Source organism: Micromonospora sp. NPDC051300 (assembly GCF_044455315.1).
Taxonomy (GTDB): domain Bacteria; phylum Actinomycetota; class Actinomycetes; order Mycobacteriales; family Micromonosporaceae; genus Micromonospora; species Micromonospora robiginosa.
In genome coordinates this window covers 78,431-96,590 of the sequence record NZ_JBITEP010000022.1, presented here as the reverse complement: position 1 = coordinate 96,590, position 18,160 = coordinate 78,431, and the positions used below count along the sequence as shown (strand labels likewise).

At 74.3% G+C, this 18,160-nt stretch carries 18 protein-coding genes; 3 read left to right on the top strand and 15 right to left on the bottom strand.

The genetic code is table 11. From position 1 onward, the window contains the following. Nucleotides 1–224: 224 nt before the first annotated feature. The 4 genes from yajC to ruvC form a co-directional block, all read right to left on the bottom strand. Nucleotides 225–569 carry a preprotein translocase subunit YajC gene (gene yajC, locus ACIA5A_RS22880; protein WP_396765752.1) on the bottom strand — a complete coding sequence of 115 codons (345 nt, stop codon included), beginning with the start codon at nucleotides 567–569 and terminating at the stop codon, nucleotides 225–227. A 138-nt stretch (nucleotides 570–707) separates the two neighbouring features. Further along, nucleotides 708–1,772: a Holliday junction branch migration DNA helicase RuvB gene (gene ruvB, locus ACIA5A_RS22875; protein ID WP_396765749.1), complete on the bottom strand. Its 1,065-nt coding sequence runs from the start codon at nucleotides 1,770–1,772 to the stop codon at nucleotides 708–710. After that, nucleotides 1,769–2,371: a Holliday junction branch migration protein RuvA gene (ruvA, locus tag ACIA5A_RS22870; protein WP_396765747.1), complete on the bottom strand. Its 603-nt coding sequence runs from the start codon at nucleotides 2,369–2,371 to the stop codon at nucleotides 1,769–1,771. Before ruvA ends, ruvB begins: the two co-directional genes overlap by 4 nt. After that, a complete protein-coding gene (gene ruvC, locus ACIA5A_RS22865; RefSeq protein ID WP_396765744.1) occupies nucleotides 2,368–2,898 on the bottom strand; it encodes a crossover junction endodeoxyribonuclease RuvC in 531 nt (176 codons plus the stop codon). The genes ruvA and ruvC overlap by 4 nt, the downstream gene beginning before the upstream one ends. A 182-nt stretch (nucleotides 2,899–3,080) precedes the next feature. Between ruvC and ACIA5A_RS22860 the strand changes: the two genes are divergently transcribed. Both ACIA5A_RS22860 and ACIA5A_RS22855 read left to right on the top strand, forming a co-directional pair. Beyond that, complete coding sequence (locus ACIA5A_RS22860; protein WP_396765741.1) at nucleotides 3,081–3,863, top strand: 3-hydroxybutyrate dehydrogenase; 783 nt, start codon at nucleotides 3,081–3,083, stop codon at nucleotides 3,861–3,863. 14 nt (nucleotides 3,864–3,877) lie between these two features. Further along, entirely contained in the window at nucleotides 3,878–5,797 is a 1,920-nt protein-coding gene (locus ACIA5A_RS22855; RefSeq protein ID WP_396765738.1) for a helix-turn-helix domain-containing protein, read from the top strand. 40 nt (nucleotides 5,798–5,837) lie between these two features. On the opposite strand, the gene ACIA5A_RS22850 is transcribed toward ACIA5A_RS22855, so the two are convergent. From ACIA5A_RS22850 to ACIA5A_RS22840, 3 genes are all read right to left on the bottom strand, one after another. Further along, nucleotides 5,838–6,446 (bottom strand): TetR/AcrR family transcriptional regulator, encoded by a 609-nt coding sequence (locus ACIA5A_RS22850; RefSeq protein WP_396765735.1) that lies wholly within the window; start codon nucleotides 6,444–6,446, stop codon nucleotides 5,838–5,840. Between the two features lie 11 nt (nucleotides 6,447–6,457). Then, nucleotides 6,458–8,023 carry an MFS transporter gene (locus tag ACIA5A_RS22845; RefSeq protein ID WP_396765732.1) on the bottom strand — a complete coding sequence of 522 codons (1,566 nt, stop codon included), beginning with the start codon at nucleotides 8,021–8,023 and terminating at the stop codon, nucleotides 6,458–6,460. Between the two features lie 169 nt (nucleotides 8,024–8,192). Beyond that, entirely contained in the window at nucleotides 8,193–9,254 is a 1,062-nt protein-coding gene (locus ACIA5A_RS22840; RefSeq protein ID WP_396765730.1) for an FAD-dependent monooxygenase, read from the bottom strand. Nucleotides 9,255–9,308: 54 nt separating this feature from the next. Here ACIA5A_RS22840 and ACIA5A_RS22835 point away from each other — a divergent pair, with 54 nt between their 5' ends. Next, nucleotides 9,309–9,866 (top strand): TetR/AcrR family transcriptional regulator, encoded by a 558-nt coding sequence (locus tag ACIA5A_RS22835; RefSeq protein WP_396765727.1) that lies wholly within the window; start codon nucleotides 9,309–9,311, stop codon nucleotides 9,864–9,866. Between the two features lie 47 nt (nucleotides 9,867–9,913). Here ACIA5A_RS22835 and ACIA5A_RS22830 read toward each other — a convergent pair whose 3' ends face one another. From ACIA5A_RS22830 to ACIA5A_RS22795, 8 genes are all read right to left on the bottom strand, one after another. Then, nucleotides 9,914–10,543 carry a transcriptional regulator gene (locus ACIA5A_RS22830; RefSeq protein ID WP_396765724.1) on the bottom strand — a complete coding sequence of 210 codons (630 nt, stop codon included), beginning with the start codon at nucleotides 10,541–10,543 and terminating at the stop codon, nucleotides 9,914–9,916. 75 nt (nucleotides 10,544–10,618) lie between these two features. After that, entirely contained in the window at nucleotides 10,619–11,638 is a 1,020-nt protein-coding gene (locus ACIA5A_RS22825; protein ID WP_396765815.1) for a branched-chain amino acid ABC transporter permease, read from the bottom strand. Between the two features lie 53 nt (nucleotides 11,639–11,691). After that, nucleotides 11,692–12,573: a branched-chain amino acid ABC transporter permease gene (locus ACIA5A_RS22820; RefSeq protein WP_396765721.1), complete on the bottom strand. Its 882-nt coding sequence runs from the start codon at nucleotides 12,571–12,573 to the stop codon at nucleotides 11,692–11,694. A 1-nt stretch (nucleotide 12,574) separates the two neighbouring features. After that, nucleotides 12,575–13,831, bottom strand: coding sequence for an ABC transporter substrate-binding protein (locus ACIA5A_RS22815; RefSeq protein WP_396765718.1), 1,257 nt, complete (start codon nucleotides 13,829–13,831; stop codon nucleotides 12,575–12,577). A 42-nt stretch (nucleotides 13,832–13,873) separates the two neighbouring features. Further along, nucleotides 13,874–14,566 carry an ABC transporter ATP-binding protein gene (locus ACIA5A_RS22810; RefSeq protein WP_396765716.1) on the bottom strand — a complete coding sequence of 231 codons (693 nt, stop codon included), beginning with the start codon at nucleotides 14,564–14,566 and terminating at the stop codon, nucleotides 13,874–13,876. Further along, complete coding sequence (locus ACIA5A_RS22805; RefSeq protein ID WP_396765713.1) at nucleotides 14,553–15,314, bottom strand: ABC transporter ATP-binding protein; 762 nt, start codon at nucleotides 15,312–15,314, stop codon at nucleotides 14,553–14,555. Before ACIA5A_RS22805 ends, ACIA5A_RS22810 begins: the two co-directional genes overlap by 14 nt. A 314-nt stretch (nucleotides 15,315–15,628) precedes the next feature. Beyond that, nucleotides 15,629–16,705 (bottom strand): alcohol dehydrogenase catalytic domain-containing protein, encoded by a 1,077-nt coding sequence (locus tag ACIA5A_RS22800; protein WP_396765710.1) that lies wholly within the window; start codon nucleotides 16,703–16,705, stop codon nucleotides 15,629–15,631. Then, nucleotides 16,702–18,144 (bottom strand): aldehyde dehydrogenase family protein, encoded by a 1,443-nt coding sequence (locus tag ACIA5A_RS22795; RefSeq protein WP_396765707.1) that lies wholly within the window; start codon nucleotides 18,142–18,144, stop codon nucleotides 16,702–16,704. Before ACIA5A_RS22795 ends, ACIA5A_RS22800 begins: the two co-directional genes overlap by 4 nt. Between the last annotated feature and the right edge of the window lie 16 nt (nucleotides 18,145–18,160).

The window sequence follows — 18,160 nt, the reverse complement described above, 5'->3', positions numbered from 1 at the left end:
GGCTGTCCTGTCTCCCTGTACGGTCGCGCCGCTTCCGCGGCGGCGACGACTGTCGGGCCGGGGGTGTCCGCCCGACTGCTCCGGCGGGCCGGCGCCGGTCACCGGCACGCCGGGTCGGGCGCGACGCGGGGGCGTCGCGCGGGCCCGGCCGCGTGCCGGCGTCGGACGCCGACCCAACTATCCACTTGTGGGGGTGTTTCCGCTGCCCCGTCCGGGGCAGGTGGTCACTCCTTGACCGACTCGGCTTCCTCGCTGATGGTCTCCGCCTCGGGCGCCTCGGCCCGCTTGACGACCCGGGCGATGGCGGGACGCGCGTACCGGGTCTGCACGCCCGGGGCCACCTCGAGCAGGACCGTGTCGTCCTCGACCACGGTGACCGTGCCGTGCAGGCCGCCGATGGTGACCACCTCGTCGCCGGGGGCGAGCGCGGACTGCATCTGCTCCGCCTCACGGCGGCGCTTCTGCTGCGGACGGATCATCATGAAGTACATGACGACGAAGAGCAGAGCGATCATGAGGATCGGCGTCAGACCGCCGGCTCCCCCGCCACTCGCTGCTGCGTAAAGCACGGTGTCGACCTTCCGGTTGGCCTCCGCCGACCCCGGAGGGCGCCGCAGCGGAGGCGGATTCTCACGTCCTGTACAGACCGCGGCGAAGTCTAGTCGCTGCTCCTGAGAAGACCGAATGCGGCACAGATCACGAACGGATCACGGCGTGTCGGTCTGCGCCGAGAACAGATCGGGCCCTCGGGAGGTATCCGCACCAAATGTACCATTCGGGGGTGTACGGCCCAGATGGTGCCAGGCGGCCTCGGTGGCCACCCGCCCCCGGGGCGTGCGCGCGAGCAGCCCGGCCCGGACCAGGAACGGCTCGCAGACCTCCTCGACCGTGTCCGGCTGCTCCCCCACCGCCACCGCGAGCGTGGAGACCCCGACCGGGCCACCCCGGAACGAGTCGACGAGCGCCTTCAGCACCGCCCGGTCCAGCCGGTCCAGGCCCAGCGCGTCCACGTCGTAGACGGTGAGCGCGGCCCGGGCGGTCTCCAGGTTGACCACCCCGTCGGCGCGCACCTCGGCGTAGTCGCGGACCCGGCGCAGCAGCCGGTTGGCGATCCGGGGCGTGCCCCGGGACCGGCCGGCGACCTCCGCCGCGCCCTCCGGGGTGATCGGCACGCCGAGGATCCGGGCGGAGCGGTGCAGCAGCGTCTCCAGGTCGGCCGGGGAGTAGAAGTCGAGGTGCGCGACGAAGCCGAACCGGTCCCGCATCGGCCCGGTCAGCAGGCCGGACCGGGTGGTGGCGCCGACGAGCGTGAACGGCTCCACGTCGAGCGGGATGGCGGTCGCGCCCGGGCCCTTGCCCACCACCACGTCGACCCGGAAGTCCTCCATCGCGCTGTAGAGCAGCTCCTCGGCCGGCTTGGCGATCCGGTGGATCTCGTCGATGAAGAGCACGTCGCCCTCGGCCAGGCTGGTCAGGATCGCGGCCAGGTCGCCGGAACGCTCGATCGCCGGCCCGCTGGTCACCCGGATCCCGGTGCCCAGCTCCGCGGCCACGATGTTGGCCAAGGTCGTCTTCCCGAGGCCGGGCGGCCCCGACAGGAGGATGTGGTCCGGCGGGGAGCCGCGCCGCATCGCGCCCTGCAGCAGCAGGTCGAGCTGGTCGCGGACCCGGTGCTGGGCGATGAACTCACCGAGCCGCTTCGGCCGGACGCTGGCCTCCGCGTCCAGGTCGGCGTCGCTGACGTACGCCGAGACCAGGTTGTCCCCACTCATCGGGTGCGGCCCAGGAGGCGGATCGCCTGCTTGAGCAGGACCGGCACCGGCGGGGTCTCCCCGTCGACGGTCTCGGCGACCGCGGCGACCGCCTGCTCCGCCTGCGCGGCCGACCAGCCGAGCCCGACCAGCGCCTGGCGCACCTGCTCCGGCCAGGCGCCCACGGTCACCCCGCCCGCGCCGTCCGGGCCGATCGCCACCGGGCCGACCCGGTCCCGCAGCTCCAGCACGAGCCGCTCGGCGCCCTTCTTGCCGATCCCGGGCACCCGGGTCAGCGCGGCGATGTCGGCGTTGGCGATGGCCTTGCGGACGGCGTCCGGGGTGTGCACGGCGAGCACCGCCTGGGCCAGCCGGGGACCGACCCCGCTGGCGGTCTGCAGCAGCTCGAAGAGCTGCTTGGCGTCGTCGTCGGCGAAGCCGTAGAGGGTGAGCGAGTCCTCCCGGACCACCAGGCTGGTGGCGAGCCGGGCCGGCTGGCCGACCCGCAGGTCGGCGATCGTGCCGGGGGCGCACTGCACGGCCAGGCCGATGCCGCCCACCTCCACCACGGCGTGGTCCGGACCGGTCGCGGTCACCGTGCCGCGCACACTCGCGATCATCGTCGCGCCCCTCCTCGTCGGGCCTGGTCGGCGGCGGCGGCCAGCTTGGACCGGGTGCCGCCGCGCCAGACGTGGCAGATGGCCAGCGCCAGCGCGTCGGCGGCGTCGGCCGGCTTCGGCGGCTCCGCCAGTCGCAGCAGCCGGGTGACCATGGTGGTCATCTGCTTCTTGTCGGCCTGGCCCGAGCCGGTCACCGCCGCCTTCACCTCGCTCGGCGTGTAGGTCTGCACCGGCAGCCCGGCCCGCGCGCCGGCCAGCACCGCCACGCCGCTGGCCTGCGCGGTGCCCATCACGGTACGGACGTTGTGCTGGCTGAAGACCCGCTCCACCGCGACCGCGTCCGGCCGGTGCTCGGCGACCAGCTCGGTGAGCGAGCGGTCCAGGTGCAGCAGGCGCAACGGCAGCTCGTCGGCCGGATCGGTGTAGACGACGTAGTAGGCGACCAGGGTGCACGGGCGGCCCGGCACGCCCTCGACCACGCCGACCCCGCACCGGGTCAGCCCCGGGTCGACGCCCAGCACGCGCACGCCGCCTCCTCCCCGAGCCGCCAGCAGTACGTGTGTTCGACACACCCTACTGGTGCCTCGGGGCGGCCGGACGGGCGGACACGCCGGGGACGATCGGCGCGGGACGCACCACACACCGGAGCGGTCGAGTATGTGTCGCCGCCCCATGTGCCCGGGGCCACACGCCTCGTAACTTCTGCGCCATGACGGCAGAACCCGTGGCGGTCCCCCACGTCGTACACGTCGACCTCTCCGGTCGCCACGCCCTGGTGACCGGTGGTGGCAGCGGCATCGGCCGGGCCTGCGCCCTGCGCCTGGCGGCGGCCGGCGCCTCGGTCGTGGTGCTGGACCGCAACGTGGAGGCGGCCAAGGCGGTGGCCGCCGAGGCCGGCGGCCGGGCCGAGGGGATCGACCTGGCCGACCCGGAGGCGGTGGACCGGCTCGACGTGGACGCCGACATCGTGGTGAACAACGCCGGGTTGCAGCACGTCGCGCCGGTGCAGGACTTCCCGGTCGAGCGCTTCGAGTACATCCAGCGGGTGATGGTCGAGGCGCCCTTCCTGCTCATCCGCCGGGCGCTGCCCCGGATGTACGCCAACGGCTGGGGCCGGATCGTCAACATCTCCTCGGTGCACGGGCTGCGCGCCTCGCCGTTCAAGGCGGCGTACGTCTCCGCCAAGCACGCCCTGGAGGGCCTGTCCAAGGTGGTGGCGCTGGAGGGCGCCGCGCACGGGGTGACGGCCAACTGCATCAACCCGGCGTACGTGCGGACCGCGCTGGTGGAGAGCCAGATCGCCGACCAGGCGGCCAGCCACGGCATCGGCGAGGACGAGGTGGTCGAGAAGATCATGCTGGCCCGGGCCGCGATCAAACGGCTGATCGAGCCGGAGGAGGTGGCCGAGCTGGTGGCGTACCTGTGCGCCCCGCCGGCCGCGTTCCTCACCGGCGCCTCGATCGCCCTCGACGGGGGCTGGACGGCCAACTAGTGGGGCCGCGCACAATGTCGGTCATGTCGTCGCCGGTGGAGTTCCTGGAACTGCTCGCGCGCGAGGCCGCCGCGGTCGAGTTCGAGGGCCCGCTGGTCGCCGCGCGCGCCGCCGGCCTGCCCGCCGACCGGCTGGCCGAGCTGGAGCAGGCGAAGGTGGTGGCGCTGCGGGTCCGGGCGCTGCTGGAGCGCCGGCGGCGCCGGGAGACCGAGCTGTCCGGGCTCTACGACACCGCCAGCGACCTGGCCGGCCTGCGCGACCTGGACGACGTGCTGCGCGCGATCGTGCACCGGGCGCGGATCCTGCTCGGCACCGACGTTGCCTACATGACGCTCAACGACGACGAGCGCGGCGACACCTACATGCGGGTCACCGACGGGTCGATCTCGGCGCGGTTCCAGCGGCTGCGGCTGGAGATGGGCGACGGCCTGGGCGGGCTGGTGGCGCAGACCGGCACCCCGTACGTGACGTCGAACTACCAGGAGGACGACCGCTTCAAGCACACCGGGGAGATCGACGGCGGGGTGGGCGAGGAGGGCCTGGTGGCCATCCTCGGCGTGCCGCTGCGGCTCGGCTCCAGCGTGATCGGCGTGCTCTACGCGGCCAACCGCTCGGCCCGCCCGTTCGCCCGGGAGGAGGTGTCGTTGCTGGTGTCGCTGGGCGCGCACGCGGCGGTGGCGATCGACACCGCCCGGCTGCTCGCCGAGACCCGCTCGGCGCTGGCCGAGCTGTCCTCGGCGAACAGCACGATCCGGGCGCACAGCAGCTCGGTGGAGCGGGCCGCCGCCGCGCACGACCGGATGACCGCGCTGGTGGTGCGCGGCGGCGGGATGGAGGACGTGGCGGCGGCGGTGACCGAGGTGCTCGGCGGGGCGCTGCTGGCGCTGGACGCCGAGGGCCGCCGGCTGGCCCGGGTCGGTGAGATCGAGGAGCCGGACCGGGCGGACATCGTCGAGGCGGTCGCCGCGTCGCGCACCGAGGGGCGCAGCGTGCGACGCGGCCCGCTCTGGTACGCGGCAGTGGTGGCCGGCGCGGAGAACCTGGGCGCGCTGGTGCTGCGCCCGGACGACGAACTGGTCGACGCCGACCAGCGGATCCTGGAGCGGGCCGCGCTGGTGACCGCGTTGCTGCTGCTGTTCCGGCGCACGGTGGCCGAGGCGGAGGGGCGGGTCCGGGGCGAGCTGCTGGACGACCTGATCGCCCGGCCGTTGCGGGACGCCGACGCGTTGCGCAGCCGGGCCCGCCGCATCGGGGTGGACCTGGACGCCCCGCACGTGCTGGTGGCGGTCGGCGACGACGCGTTCGCCGAGACCGGGTCGGCCCGGCAGCGGGTCCTGTCGTGGGCCACCACGTACGCCTCGACCCGGGGTGGCCTGGCCGCGGCGCGCGACGGGCGGGTGGTGCTGATGCTGCCCGGCCGGGACGCCGGCGGGGCGGCCCGCGCGGTGGCCCGGGACCTGTCCCGGGTGACCGGCCGGCCGGTGACCGCGGGGGCGAGCGGGCCGTCGACCGGCCCGGCGTCGTTGGCGGTGACGTTCGCCGAGGCGGAACGCTGCCTGACCGCGCTCGGCGCGCTGGGCCGGGCCGGGCAGGGCGCGAGCACCGCGGAGCTGGGCTTCGTCGGGCTGCTGCTGGGCGCGGTCGGCGACGCCGGCGACCGGGACGTCAGCGGGTTCCTGACCGCGACGGTGGGGCCGGTGGTCGACTACGACGCGCGGCGGGGCACCGCGTTGGTGCGGACGCTGGAGGCGTACTTCGGGGTGGGCGGCAGCCTGGCCCGGGCGGCCGAGCAGTTGCACGTGCACGTGAACACGGTGACCCAGCGGCTGGAGCGGGTCGGGCAGTTGCTCGGCGCCGACTGGCAGAAGCCGGAGCGGGCGCTGGAGGTGCAGCTCGCGCTGCGCCTGCACCGGCTGCGCACGCCCGCCGCCTGACCCGCCCGGCGCGGCGGGCGCGTGGGCCGCCGCCGACGGGTCAGCGGGCGCGCAGGCCCTCCAGGACCGTGTCCACGATGCGCTCGGGCAGGAGCCGCTCGTCCGGCCCGGGATACCAGTGCACCATCCGCTGGGTCAGCATCGGCGCGGTGAGCAGCGCCATGGCGACCTCGATGTCCAGGTCGGCGCGCAGCTCGCCGCGCTCGACCGCGCGGCGCAGCACCTCGCGCATCGCCTCCCGGCGGGGCTCGATGATCGCCTCGTAGGCCTGCCGGTGGGCGGAGCTGCGGCTCACCTCGGGCACCAGGCACGGCATGATCATGCGGGCCCGCGGGTCGACGTGCTGGCCGACGGCGCCGACGAGCTGCACCAGGTCGTCGCGGACGGAGTGCCCGCCGGTGCGGGGCGGGTCGCCCTTGAGCCGGCGCAGCGCGTCCAGCAGGAGCGCCTCCTTGCCGGACCAGCGGCGGTAGATGGTGGCCTTGCCGACGCCGGCCCGGGCGGCGATCGCCTCGATGGAGAGCGCCTCGATGGTGCTCCCCTCGGCCAGCAGGTCGAGGGTGGCCTCCACGATCGCCTCGTCCGCGCGGGTGCTCCGCGGTCGCCCGGGCGACCGCGGAGCATCCGACGTGGAAGTCATGTCAGACATTGTCCACGAACCTATGCGGTCCCGGCCAACTCCGGCTCCGTGGCCGGTGCCGCGTCGGGCGCGACGAGCGGCCGGCCCGGCATCCAGCGGAACACGATCACCATGCCGAACAGGGCGACGAGCGCGGAGATCCCGGCCGCCCAGTGCATCGCCGAGACGAACGAGTCGTTCGCCGCGTCGATCAGCCGCGGCGCGGCCGGGCCGAGCCGGTCGGCCACCGCGTACGCCCCGGAGACCGACTCCCGGGCCGCGTCGCGGACCGGTTCGGGCAGCGCGGACACCGCCGGGGCGACCTGGTCGCGGTAGACCGCGGAGAGCACCGAGCCGAGCACCGCCACGCCGAGCGCGCCGGCCACCTGGCGGATCGTGTTGCTGACCGCCGAGCCCACGCCGGCCTTCTCCCGGGGCAGCGCCGACATGATCGACTCGGTGGCCGGCGGCATGATGTTGGCCATCCCGGCGCCCTGGAGGAAGCCCAGCGCCGAGAAGATCCAGATCGGCGTGTCCTCGTCGATGAGGACGAACGCGGCGAGTGCCACGACGGTGAGCAGCAGCCCGACCGCGGCGACGGCCCGGCCGCCGTAGCGGCGGACCATCGCGGCGCTGCGCGGCGCGAAGATCAACTGGGCCGCCGCGAAGGGCAGGAACAGCAGGCCGCTCTCCAGCGGGCTGTAGCCGCGCACCAGTTGCAGGTAGAACGCGCCGAAGAACATCACGCCCATCGCCGCGAAGAAGACCAGCCCGACCAGCGCGACCGGGGCGGCGAACCGGGGCACCCGGAACAGCCGCACGTCCAGCGACGGGTGGTCGCTGCGCAGCTCGTGCGCGACGAACCAGCCGAGCACCGCGAGGCCGCCGACGATCGAGACCCAGACCTGCGGGCGGCCGAAGCCGTGCTCGCCGCCGTCGATGATGCCGTAGGTGAGCGCGACCAGGCCGACCACGGAGAGCAGCACGCCGAGCAGGTCCACCCGGCCCGGGGACGGGTCGCGGGACTCGGGGACCAGGAGCGCGACCAGCAGCACGCCCACGGCGACCACCGGCACGTTGATCAGGAAGACCGAGCCCCACCAGTAGTGCTCCAGCAGCGCGCCGCCGAGCACCGGGCCGATGGCCACCGCGAGACCGACCGCGCCGGCCCAGACCCCGATCGCCCGGCCCCGCTCGCGCGGGTCGAAGACGTTGGAGATGATGGAGAGCGTCACCGGCATGATGGCCGCGCCGCCGACGCCCATCAGGGCCCGCGCGGCGATGAGCTGCCCCGGGTCCTGCGCGTACGCCGACAGCAGCGAGGCCAGCCCGAACAGCGCCAGCCCGAGGATCAGGAAGCGCCGGCGGCCGAGCCGGTCGCCGAGCACGCCGAACGTGAAGAGCAGGCCGGCGAAGACGAGCGTGTAGGAGTTGATCGCCCACTCCAGCTCGCCCTGGCTGGCGCCGAGGCCGTGGACCGGGTCGGCGAGGGTGCGCAGCGCGACGTTGAGGATGGTGTTGTCGAGGACGACCACGAGGAGGCTGATCACCAGCACTCCGAGGATCGCCCACCTCCTCGGGTGTCCGGTGTTCTCGTGCGGTTCCATTCGGGTTCTCCCCCCGGTTCACCCGCGTCCGAATACGAAACGGGCCAGACTCGTAACTCACGCCGAGCGTAGGTGAGGGAGTTTCGATACGGAACCGGTTCGTATCGAATGTGCGCCAGGTCACGGCCGGGCGCGGATCCACCCCCGTGCGTGCGCCCGCGCCCGGGGCTCAGGCGGGCGGGCCGGCCGCGAGCGCCAGCCGCAGCACCGCGTCGCGCACCGGCAGCATCCGCCGGGCCCGGGAGAGCCGCCCCGCCCACCGCGCGCCGGCCGCGATGCGCTGGGTGGCCCGGCGACGTCGCCTGTCGTACGCCCGCAGCGCGGCCGGCAGGTCGTCGGCCGCGCGGACGCAGTCGGCCAGCGCCACCGCGTCGATGAGCGCCTGGCAGGCGCCCTGCCCGAGGTCCGGGGTCATCGCGTGCGCGGCGTCGCCGAGCAACGCCACCCGGCCGGCCACGTAGGACGGCAGCGGGGTCAAGTCCCGGATCTCGTGCCGCAGCACGCCGGCCGGGGTGAGCGCGTCCAGCACCCGGCGCACCTGCGGATGCCAGTCGCCGAAGAGGCGGCGCAGCTCGGCGACGTCGTCGGCCGGCGCGGGATGCCCCGGCGGCAGGCTCACCGAGGCGTACCAGTTGGTCCGCCCGCCGCCGACCGGCGTGAGGCCGAACTTGCGCCCGCGGCCCCAGGTCTCGCCGCCCTCGGCCGACTCCGCGTCGACCACGCCGCGCCAGGCCACCGTGCCCGCGTATCGCAGCGGGTAGCGCCCGCCGTGCACCGACGCGCGGACCACACTGTTGATCCCGTCCGCGCCGACCACCAGGTCGTACGCGTCGCGCAGCGCGCCCGGGTCGGCGACCGGCGCGCCGAACCGCACCGCCGCCCCGGGCAGCGCGGCGGCCAGCGCGGCGAGCAGCGCGGGCCGGGTGACCAGGTGCACCGGCTCGCCGTGGCGTCGCTCGATCCGGCCGACGTCGATGGTGGCGATGCGGCTGCCGTCCGGGCGCCGGATCGACCCGCCGGTCTGCCGGCGGGCGCGCCGGCGCACCTCGTGACCGACGCCGAGCGCGTCCAGGGCGCGCATCGCGCCGGGCCAGATGCCCAGCCCGGTGCCGGTCTCCGGCAGGCCGGGGGCCCGCTCCAGGACGGTCACCTCCCAGCCCGCCGCCCGCAGGCCGAGGCCCGCCGCGAGCCCGCCGATGCCGCCGCCGACCACCACCGCGCGCCCGTCCATGCGGTCACCGTACTACAGATGTAGTCGAATGCACTACGCCTGTAGTCTGGCCCGGTGACCGACCGCCGGCAACTCCTGCTCGACGCCGCCGTCCGGGTGCTCGGCACCCGCGGACCGCGCCACCTCACCCACCGCGCGGTGGACGCCGAGGCGGGACTGCCCGAGGGCTCCGCGTCCAACCGGTTCCGCACCCGGGAGGCCCTCGTCGATGCCGTCTTCGCCCGGCTGGTCCAGGTGGAGACGCAGTCCTGGCAGCGGCTCGCGGCGGACCTGCCCCCCGGCGACGTCGACGCGACCGCCCGGGTGCTCGGCCGGCTGATCCGCGAGTTCACCAGCGAGCGACGGGTGGTCACGCTGGCCCGCTACGCCCTGTTCGTCGAGGCGGCGGTCCGCCCCGAGCTGCGTCCGGCGATCGAGGCCGGCCGGGCCCGGCTGGCCGAGTGGGGGGTGCCGCTGCTCGCCGCGCTCGGCGCGACCGACCCCCCGAGGGACTTCCGGACGTTGCTCGCGCTCGTCGACGGGCTCTTCGGCAACCAGCTCGCCGCGCCCGAGGACACCTTCGACCCCGAGTCCGCCGTGGCCACCCTGCTGCACGGCTTCCGCGCCGGCTGAGCGCGCGCGGTTGTTGTTAAAAGGGGCCCCCTCCTCTACCGGAGGCGTTAAGAAGGGGCCCCTCCTTGCAGGCAGGCGGCGATGGCGTCGGGGAGGGTGGCCAGGCGCAGCGGGGGCGGGAACGGCTCGATCCAGCCCGGTCCGGCGGCGAGCACCCGGACGCCCGGCAGGTCCCGCCGGAACCGGACCAGCCGGTAGGCCCGGCCGGTCTGCGGCGTCTGCGACCAGACCACCACCACCCGCGGCCGGACCCGGGCCGCCGCGCCGGCCAGCGCCGACCAGGGCAGCGCCGGGCCGAGGTGCAGGCAACCCCGACCCCGCTCGCGCAACGCCGCGGCCAGGGCGTGCAGCCCCAGGCAGTGCGTCTCGTGCTCGGCGCCGGCCAGCAGCACCCCGCGCGCCGGCAGCGGGCGGCCCGGCTCCCGGCGGAAGACGTCCAACCCGACCCGGACGCCCTCGGACAGCGCGTGCTCCACCGCGATCTCGGCCGGGCCGTCGCCGCGCAGCCCGCCCAGCAACGGCAGGCAGACCTGCTCCCAGACCGCGGTCACCCCGGCCTCGGCGGCCAGGTCGAGCACCAGTCCGGCGACCTGGTTGTCGTCCAGGTCCTCGGCGGCGGCCAGCAGCCGCTTGCGGGCCGTCTCGGCGGCCCCGGCCGGCATGTTGTTCCTCAGCAACGGACGTACCCCCGGGTAGCTCTCCTACCAGGGGGTTCGTCCGGGCGACCGGATCCGGATGCGCCCGCGGGAAACTCATTCGCGTCGGGCGGCTCCCCGACGCCGGATCAGGTGGGCGACGGTGCCCCAGATCCCCCGGCGGAACAGCAGCACGACCAGCACGAAGATCCCGCCAGTGACCAGCCCGATGGCCTCGAACCCGGAGAACGACAGCCAGTCCTCCAACCGGACCACGAGCGCCGCGCCGAGCACGCCGCCCCACAGCGTGCCGATGCCGCCGAGCACCACCACGATGACCGCCTTGCCGGAGGTGGTCCAGTGCAGCAAGTCCAGCGAGACGAACCGGTGGCCGACCGCGAACAGCCCGCCGCCGAGCCCGGCCAGGAAGCCGGAGAGCACGAACGCGGTCAGCTTGTAGCGGTGCACCGGATAGCCCAGCGCGCGGGCCCGGGCCGGGTTGTCCCGGATGCCGACCAGCACCCGGCCGAACGGCGAGTGCACGATCCGCCAGGCCGCGAGCAGCCCGAGCAGCACGATCGGCAGGATCGCGTAGTAGAAGTAGTAGTCGTCGGTGAGGTCGGCGCCGAAGAACGCGCGCGGCACGCCCTGCAGGCCGTTCTCGCCCTGGGTGACCGACCGCCACTCGTTGGCCACGTAGTAGACCAACTGCGCGAACGCCAGGGTGACCATGGCGAAGTAGATGCCGGTGCGCTTCACCGCCAGGTAGCCGATCGGCAGCGCGAGCAGCGCCGCGCCGAGCGCCCCGGCCAGCACGGCGGCCGGGAAGGGCAGGCCGGCGTGGATCGCGACCAGCCCGGTCAGGTACGCCGAGGTGCCCCAGAACGCCGCGTGTCCGAACGACATCAGTCCGGTGAAGCCGAGCAGCAGGTCCACCGAGACGGCGAACAGCGCCCAGCACAGGATGTCCACCGCGACCGCCGGGTAGAGGCCGTTGGGCAGCCAGAGCGCGACAAGCAGGCCGGCGGCCAGCAGCGCGTACCGGACCCAGCCGGGCGCCCGGGCCACGGCGAGCAGCCCGGAGCGCGGGGCCGGCCGCGCCGACTCCGTGGCGGGAGTGTCGACTGCGCTACTCATGCCGTGCCGACCGGGCATGCTCTCACGGCCCTCGCTCCGCTCGGTGCGGTCGCTCATGCCGGAGCCTCCTCACGGCCGAACAGGCCGGCCGGGCGCCAGAGCAGCACGGCGGCCATCACCACGAACACGACGGTCTGCGACACCAGCGGATAGTCCGACAGGTACGCCTCGCCCCACGCCTGGATCAGGCCGATGCCGAAGCCGGCGGCGACCGACCCGAAGATCGAGCCGAGCCCGCCGATCACCACCACCGCGAAGACCACGATGATCAGGTCGGCGCCCATCAGCGGGTTCACCGCGCGCATCGGCGCGGCGAGCACCCCGGCCAGCCCGGCGAGCGCGATGCCGAAGCCGAACACCGGGGTGACCCACTTCCCGACGTCGATGCCGAACGCCCGGGTCAGCTCCGGCCGCTCGGTGGCGGCCCGGACCACCATGCCGATCCGGGTCCGCCCGAGGACCCACCACACCGCGACGCAGAGCAGCACCGTGAAGCCGAGGATGAAGACCCGGTACGTCGGGAAGTCGAAGAACCCGAAGTCGACCGAGCCGGTCAGCCCGGCCGGCGTGGCGTACGGGCTGGACTGCACGCCGTACCGGGACTTGACCAGGTCCTGCAGGATCAGCGTCAGGCCGAAGGTGAGCAGGAAGTTGTAGAGCGGGTCGAGCCGGGTGAGCCGGTGGATCACCGCCCGCTCCAGCACCATGCCGAGCAGGCCCAGCGCCAGCGGCATGATCACCAACGCGGCCCAGAACGGCACCTCCGCCTCGGCGAGCAGCACGTACGCGCCGAACGCGCCGAGCATGTAGAACGCGCCGTGGGCGAAGTTCACCACCCGGAGCATGCCGAAGATGACCGCGAGCCCGAGGGCGAGCAGGGCGTAGAACGCCCCGCCCACCAGCCCGTTGAACGTGTTCTGCAGGAACCCGGACATGTCAGAGCTTGCAGTCCGCCGACGGCGCCCGGAACGCCTCCGCGGCCGGGATGGTCTTGAGGATCTTCACGTAGTCCCACGGCTCCTTCACCTCGGCCTGCGGCTTCACCTGGGCCAGGTAGGCGTCGTGCACGACCCGGTGGTCCTCCGCGCGGATCTTGCCGTTGCGCAGGAACAGGTCGTTGATCTCCTTGCCCTCCAGCTCCTTGACCACGGCGTCCGCGTCGTCGGTGCCGGCGGCCTGCACCGCCTCCAGGTACTGCATGGCGGCGGAGTAGTTCGCCGCGTGCGCGAAGGACGGCCGAGTGCCCGTCTCGGACTGGAACCGGTCCGCCCAGTCCCGGTTCTGCTTGTCGAAGTTCCAGTACCAGGCGTCGGTGTAGGTGGTGCCGGCCAGCGCGGCCGGGGTGAGCGAGTGGATGTCGGTGATGAACATCAGGCCGACCGCCAGCCCGACGCCCTTCTCCCGCAGCTTGAACTCGTTGTACTGCTTGACCACGTTGACCAGCTCGGCGCCGGCCTGCATGGTGCCCAGCACCTGCGGCTTCGGGTTCAGCGTCGGCGCCTTGAGCAGGAACGACGAGTAGTCGCCGCTGGTGTTCGGGAACGGCGCGCCGTCCTTGCCGACCACCTGCCCGCCGGCCGCGCCGATGGCGGCGGAGAAGCTCTTCTCCATGTCCTGCCCGAACGCGTAGTTCGGGTAGAGGATGTACCAGTTCTTGCCCACCTGCTCGGTGGTCACCGTGCCGGTGCCGTGGGCCAGCATGTAGGTGTCGTACGCGTAGTGGAACGTGTACCTGTTGCAGCTCTTGCCGGTCAGGTCGGTGGTCGCCGCGCCGATGTTGAAATAGAGCTTCTTCTTCTCCTTGGCCACGTCGGCGACCTTCAGCGCGGCCGAGGACGTCGGCACGTCCAGGATGGCGTCGACGCCCTTGCGGTCGTACATCTCCTGGGCCTTGCTGTTGGCCACGTCCGGCTTGTTCTGGTGGTCCGCGGTCTCGACGCTGATGTTCTTGGTGACCGCGTCGTCGCCGTGCTTGGCCTTGAAGTCGGCGATGGCCATCTCCACGGCCTTCACCGAGTTGCGCCCGGACAGCTCCGAGTAGGCGCCCGACTGGTCGTTGAGCACGCCCAGCACGATCTTGTCGCCGGTCAGCTTCGAATCGCCGCCGGACTGCGGGCCACCGCCGCCGCAACCGGCGACCAGCAGCGCCGCCGCCGAGGCGGCGGCCACACCCACGCTCCTACGCATGTTCATCCCCTTCGTACCGCGCGGTCCGCGCGGGTCAGCCGTCGGAATTCAGATGCCGAGGTACGCCAGCAGCTCGCGTTCCCGCGAGCGCACCTCGGCGTTCTCCATCGCCTCCGCGATCCGTCCCTCGGCCAGTAGGTAGTGCCGGTCGGCGACGCCGGTGGCGAAGTGCAGGTTCTGCTCCACCAGCAGCACGGTCACGCCGTGCTTCTTGGCCTCCCGCAGCAGGTCGCCGACCTGCTGCACGAGCAGCGGCGACAGCCCCTCGGTGGGCTCGTCGCAGAGCAGCAGCCGGGCGCCCATGCGCAGCACCCGGGCCAGCGCGAGCATCTGCTGCTCGCCGCCGGAGAGCATGGTCGCGGCCGAGGCGCGCCGGGCGTACAGGGCGGGGAACGCCTCGTACACCCGCTCCAGCGGCCACGGGTCGGGGCCGACCCGGGGCGGCAACGTCAGGTTCTCGGTGACGGTGAGCGTGGCGTACGCGCCCCGGTCGTCGGGCACCCAGCCGAGCCCGGCCCGCGCCCGCTTGTACGCCGGCAGCCGGCTGATGTCCCGGCCGTCGAGGTGGACGCCGCCGCGCTGGCCGGCGTGCAGGCCCATCACGCACCGCAGCAGCGTGGACTTGCCGGCGCCGTTGCGTCCGACCAGGGTGACCACCTCACCGGCGGCGACCTCCAGGCTCACCTCCCGCAGCACCTGGGCCTCGCCGTAGGCGGCGGAGAGGTTGTCAATGCGCAGCATCCGCGGCTCCCAGGTAGGCGGTGATGACCCGCTCGTCGGCGCGGACCTGCTCGTACGGCCCCTCGACCAGCACCGAGCCGGCCTGCAGGACGGTGACCGTGTCGGCGAGCCGGCCCACCACGCTCATGTTGTGCTCGACCATGACCACGGTCCGTCCGGCGCGGACGGTCGAGATCAGCTCGACGGTGCGGTCGACGTCCTCCAGCCCCATCCCGGCGGTCGGCTCGTCGAGCAGCAGCACCTTCGGGTCCAGCGCCAGCGCGATGGCCAGCTCCAGGGCCCGCTTGCGCCCGTACGCGAGCGCCTCGGCCGGGGCCTCGGCGAGGTCGGCCAGGCCGACCATGTCCAGCAGCTCGTCGGCCCGCTCCCGGTAGCGGCGCATCAGCTTCGCCGACCGCCAGAAACGCCAGCCCAGCCCGCTGCCCGACTGGAGGGCCAGCTCCACGTGCTCGCGCGCGCCGAGTTGCGGGAAGAGGCTGGTGATCTGGAACGACCGGGCCACGCCGAGGCGCGCGACCCGCTCCGGCGGCAGCCCGGTGACGTCTCGGCCGTCCAGCTCGATCCGCCCGCCGCTGGGCGGCAGGAAGCCGGTGAGCAGGTTGAACAGCGTGGTCTTGCCGGCGCCGTTCGGGCCGACCAACGCGTGCACGGTCTCCGGCGCCACGTCGAGGTCGACGCGATCGACGGCCCGGAAGCCCCGGAAGTCCCGGGTCAGCCCCCGGGCCGACAGGATCGCTTGCCCGGCCATCGCCCCACCCTCCGCAGGTCCGCACGCGACGCCAGGTCGGTGACCGGGGTCACAGGGCCGTCGCGTGCAGGAAACCTACGGCGCGTCAAAGTGGTCGAGCCATGTCGATCCGCCACACATTCCCCCGGTGCGGCACGGGGCGGACCTCCACAGGGGTCGGACCCGCGCCGACGCATCCGGAGGTATCGGCAGCCGTCGACATGTGGACGGGCACCGTCACCGCCCAGCGCCCCCCTGTGTAAGGAGGGGCCCCTTCTTAACGCCTCCGGTAGAGAAGGGAACCCCTCTCACCATGACCGACGCGTGACGCTCGGTCACTCCGGGAACGTGACCACCCAGCGGGCGCCCTCGCCGCGGGCCAGCCGCGCCAGCGCCGCGGGCGCCTCGGCCAGCGACACCGTGCCGCTGACCAGCGGCGCCAGGTCGAGGTCACCGGCGGCCAGCGCGGCGGCCAGCTCCGGCACCTCGCGATCCGGGTCGGTCGAGCCGTAGACCGAGGACCGCAGCGTGCGCGCCGAGTGGAAGATGTCCAGCGCGGAGAGGCTGAGCAGGTCGTCCTTGCCGCCCATGCCGACCACGGTGACCGCTCCCCCGCGCCGCGTCGCCCGCCAGGCGGCGCGGATGGTGGTGGCCCGGCCCACGCACTCGAAGGCGTGGTCCACCCCACGGCCGCCGGTGCGGGCCCGCACCTCCTTGCCCAGCGTGTCGTCGGAGCGCAGGAAGTCGGTCGCGCCGGCGGCCAGCGCCGGCTCCCGCTTCGCCTCCGCCACGTCCACCGCGAGGATCGGCGACGCGCCGGCCCGCCGGGCCGCGGTGAGCACGGCCAGCCCGACACCGCCCAGCCCGATCACCGCGACCGACTCGCCGGCGGCGACCCCTGCGGTGTTGCGCACCGCCCCGGTGCCGGTGAGCACCGCGCAGCCCAGCAGCGCCGCCTCGGCCGGCGGCAGGCCGGCAGGCACCGGCACGGCCGCCCGCTCCGGCACCACCACCTCCTCGGCGAGCGCGCCCAGTCCGAGCGTGACGTGCAACGGCTCCCCGGCGGCGGTCTCGCCCCGGGCCACCGAGGCGGCCGTGTTCGCGGCGCAGAGCCAGGGCTCGCCGTGCCGGCAGTGCCAGCAGTCGCGGCAGGCCGGCGCCCAGTTGAGCACCACCGGCGTGCCCACGGCCAGCCGGGTGCCCGGCCCGGCCTCGGCCACCACGCCTGTCGCCTCGTGCCCCAGGACCAGTGGGTACGCGGGCGCCAGCGTGCCGTCCACCATGGCCAGGTCGGAGTGGCAGATGCCGGCGGCGCGGATGCGCACCCGCAGCTCGCCGGCGCCGGGCGCGGGCAGGCGCACCTCCTCGACCGCCGGGGTCGCGCCCCGGCCACGCACCACCAACGCCCTCATCGCTGGATCGCCTTCACCTCGGTGAACTCCTCCACGCCGTACGAGCCCAACTCGCGGCCGAGCCCGGACTGCCGGTAGCCGCCGAACGGGGCGAGCGGGTTGAACGCGCCGCCGTTGACGTCCACCTGCCCGGTGCGCAGCCGGCGGGCCACCGCCAGCGCCGCGTCCTCGTCGGCCGACCAGACCGCGCCGGCCAGCCCGTACCGGGAGTTGTTGGCGATCGCGACCGCCTCGTCGACGTCGGCGAACGGGATCACCGCGAGCACCGGCCCGAACACCTCCTCCTGCGCCAGCGCGCTGTCCGGGTGCACGTCGGCGAGAACGGTGGGCGCGACGAAGTGACCCCGCGACGGCAGCGGCGCGTCCGGACCGCCGGCGACCAGTCGGGCGCCGTCGGCGAGCGCCCGGTCGACGTGCCCGCGTACCCGCTCGGCCTGGGCGGCCGAGACCAGCGGGCCGAGCCGGGTGGCCGGGTCGAACGGGTCGCCGAGCCGGTAGCCGGCCACCGTCGTCGCGGCCAGGTCGAGCGCCTCGTCGTAGCGGTCGCGGTGCACCAGCATCCGGGTCCAGGCGGTGCAGGTCTGGCCGGAGTTGACGAGCACGTTGCCGACGCCGACCTTGACCGCGGTGGGCAGGTCGGCGTCGGCCAGGATCACGTTTGCCGACTTGCCGCCCAGCTCCAGCGCGACCCGGGCGATCCGGTCGGCGGCCAGGTGCGCGATCCGCCGGCCGGTGGCCGTGGAGCCGGTGAACGAGACCAGGTCGACGTCCGGGTGCGCGGCGAGCGCCTCGCCGACCACCGGGCCGGTGCCGGGCACCAGGTTGACCACCCCGGGCGGCAGCCCCGCCTCGGTGACCGCGTCGAAGAGCAGGTAGGCGGTGAGCGGCGTCAGCTCGCTCGGCTTGAGCACCACCGTGCAGCCCGCGGCGAGCGCCGGGGCCAGCTTGGCGACCACCTGGTGCAGCGGGTAGTTCCACGGGGTGATCGCGCCGACCACACCGACCGGTTCGCGGACCACGAGCGAGTTGCCGACCACCTGCTCCGCGACCGGCTCGGCGGCCAGTTCGACCATGCTCCGCAGCACGATAAGCGGCAGGCCGGCCTGCACCCGGGTGGCCAGCTTGAGCGGGGCGCCCAGCTCCGTGGCCACGGTGCGGGCGACGTCGTCGGCGCGGGCGGCGAGCGCGGTGTGCAGCCGGTCCAGGTACGCGGCCCGCTCGGCGGGCGCGGTGGCGGCCCAGCCGGGAAACGCGGCCCGGGCGGCGGCCACCGCGCGGTCCACGTCGGCCGGGGCGCCGGCGGGCACCTCGCCGATCGTCTCCCCGGTGGCCGGGTTCTCCACCGCGATGGTGTCGCCCGACGACGGGTCGACCCAGTCACCGGCGACGTGCAGGTGACGGCGCGTCAGCGGGGCGGGCGGCGCGGCAGCGAGATCCATGGCGTCCTTCGGTGGG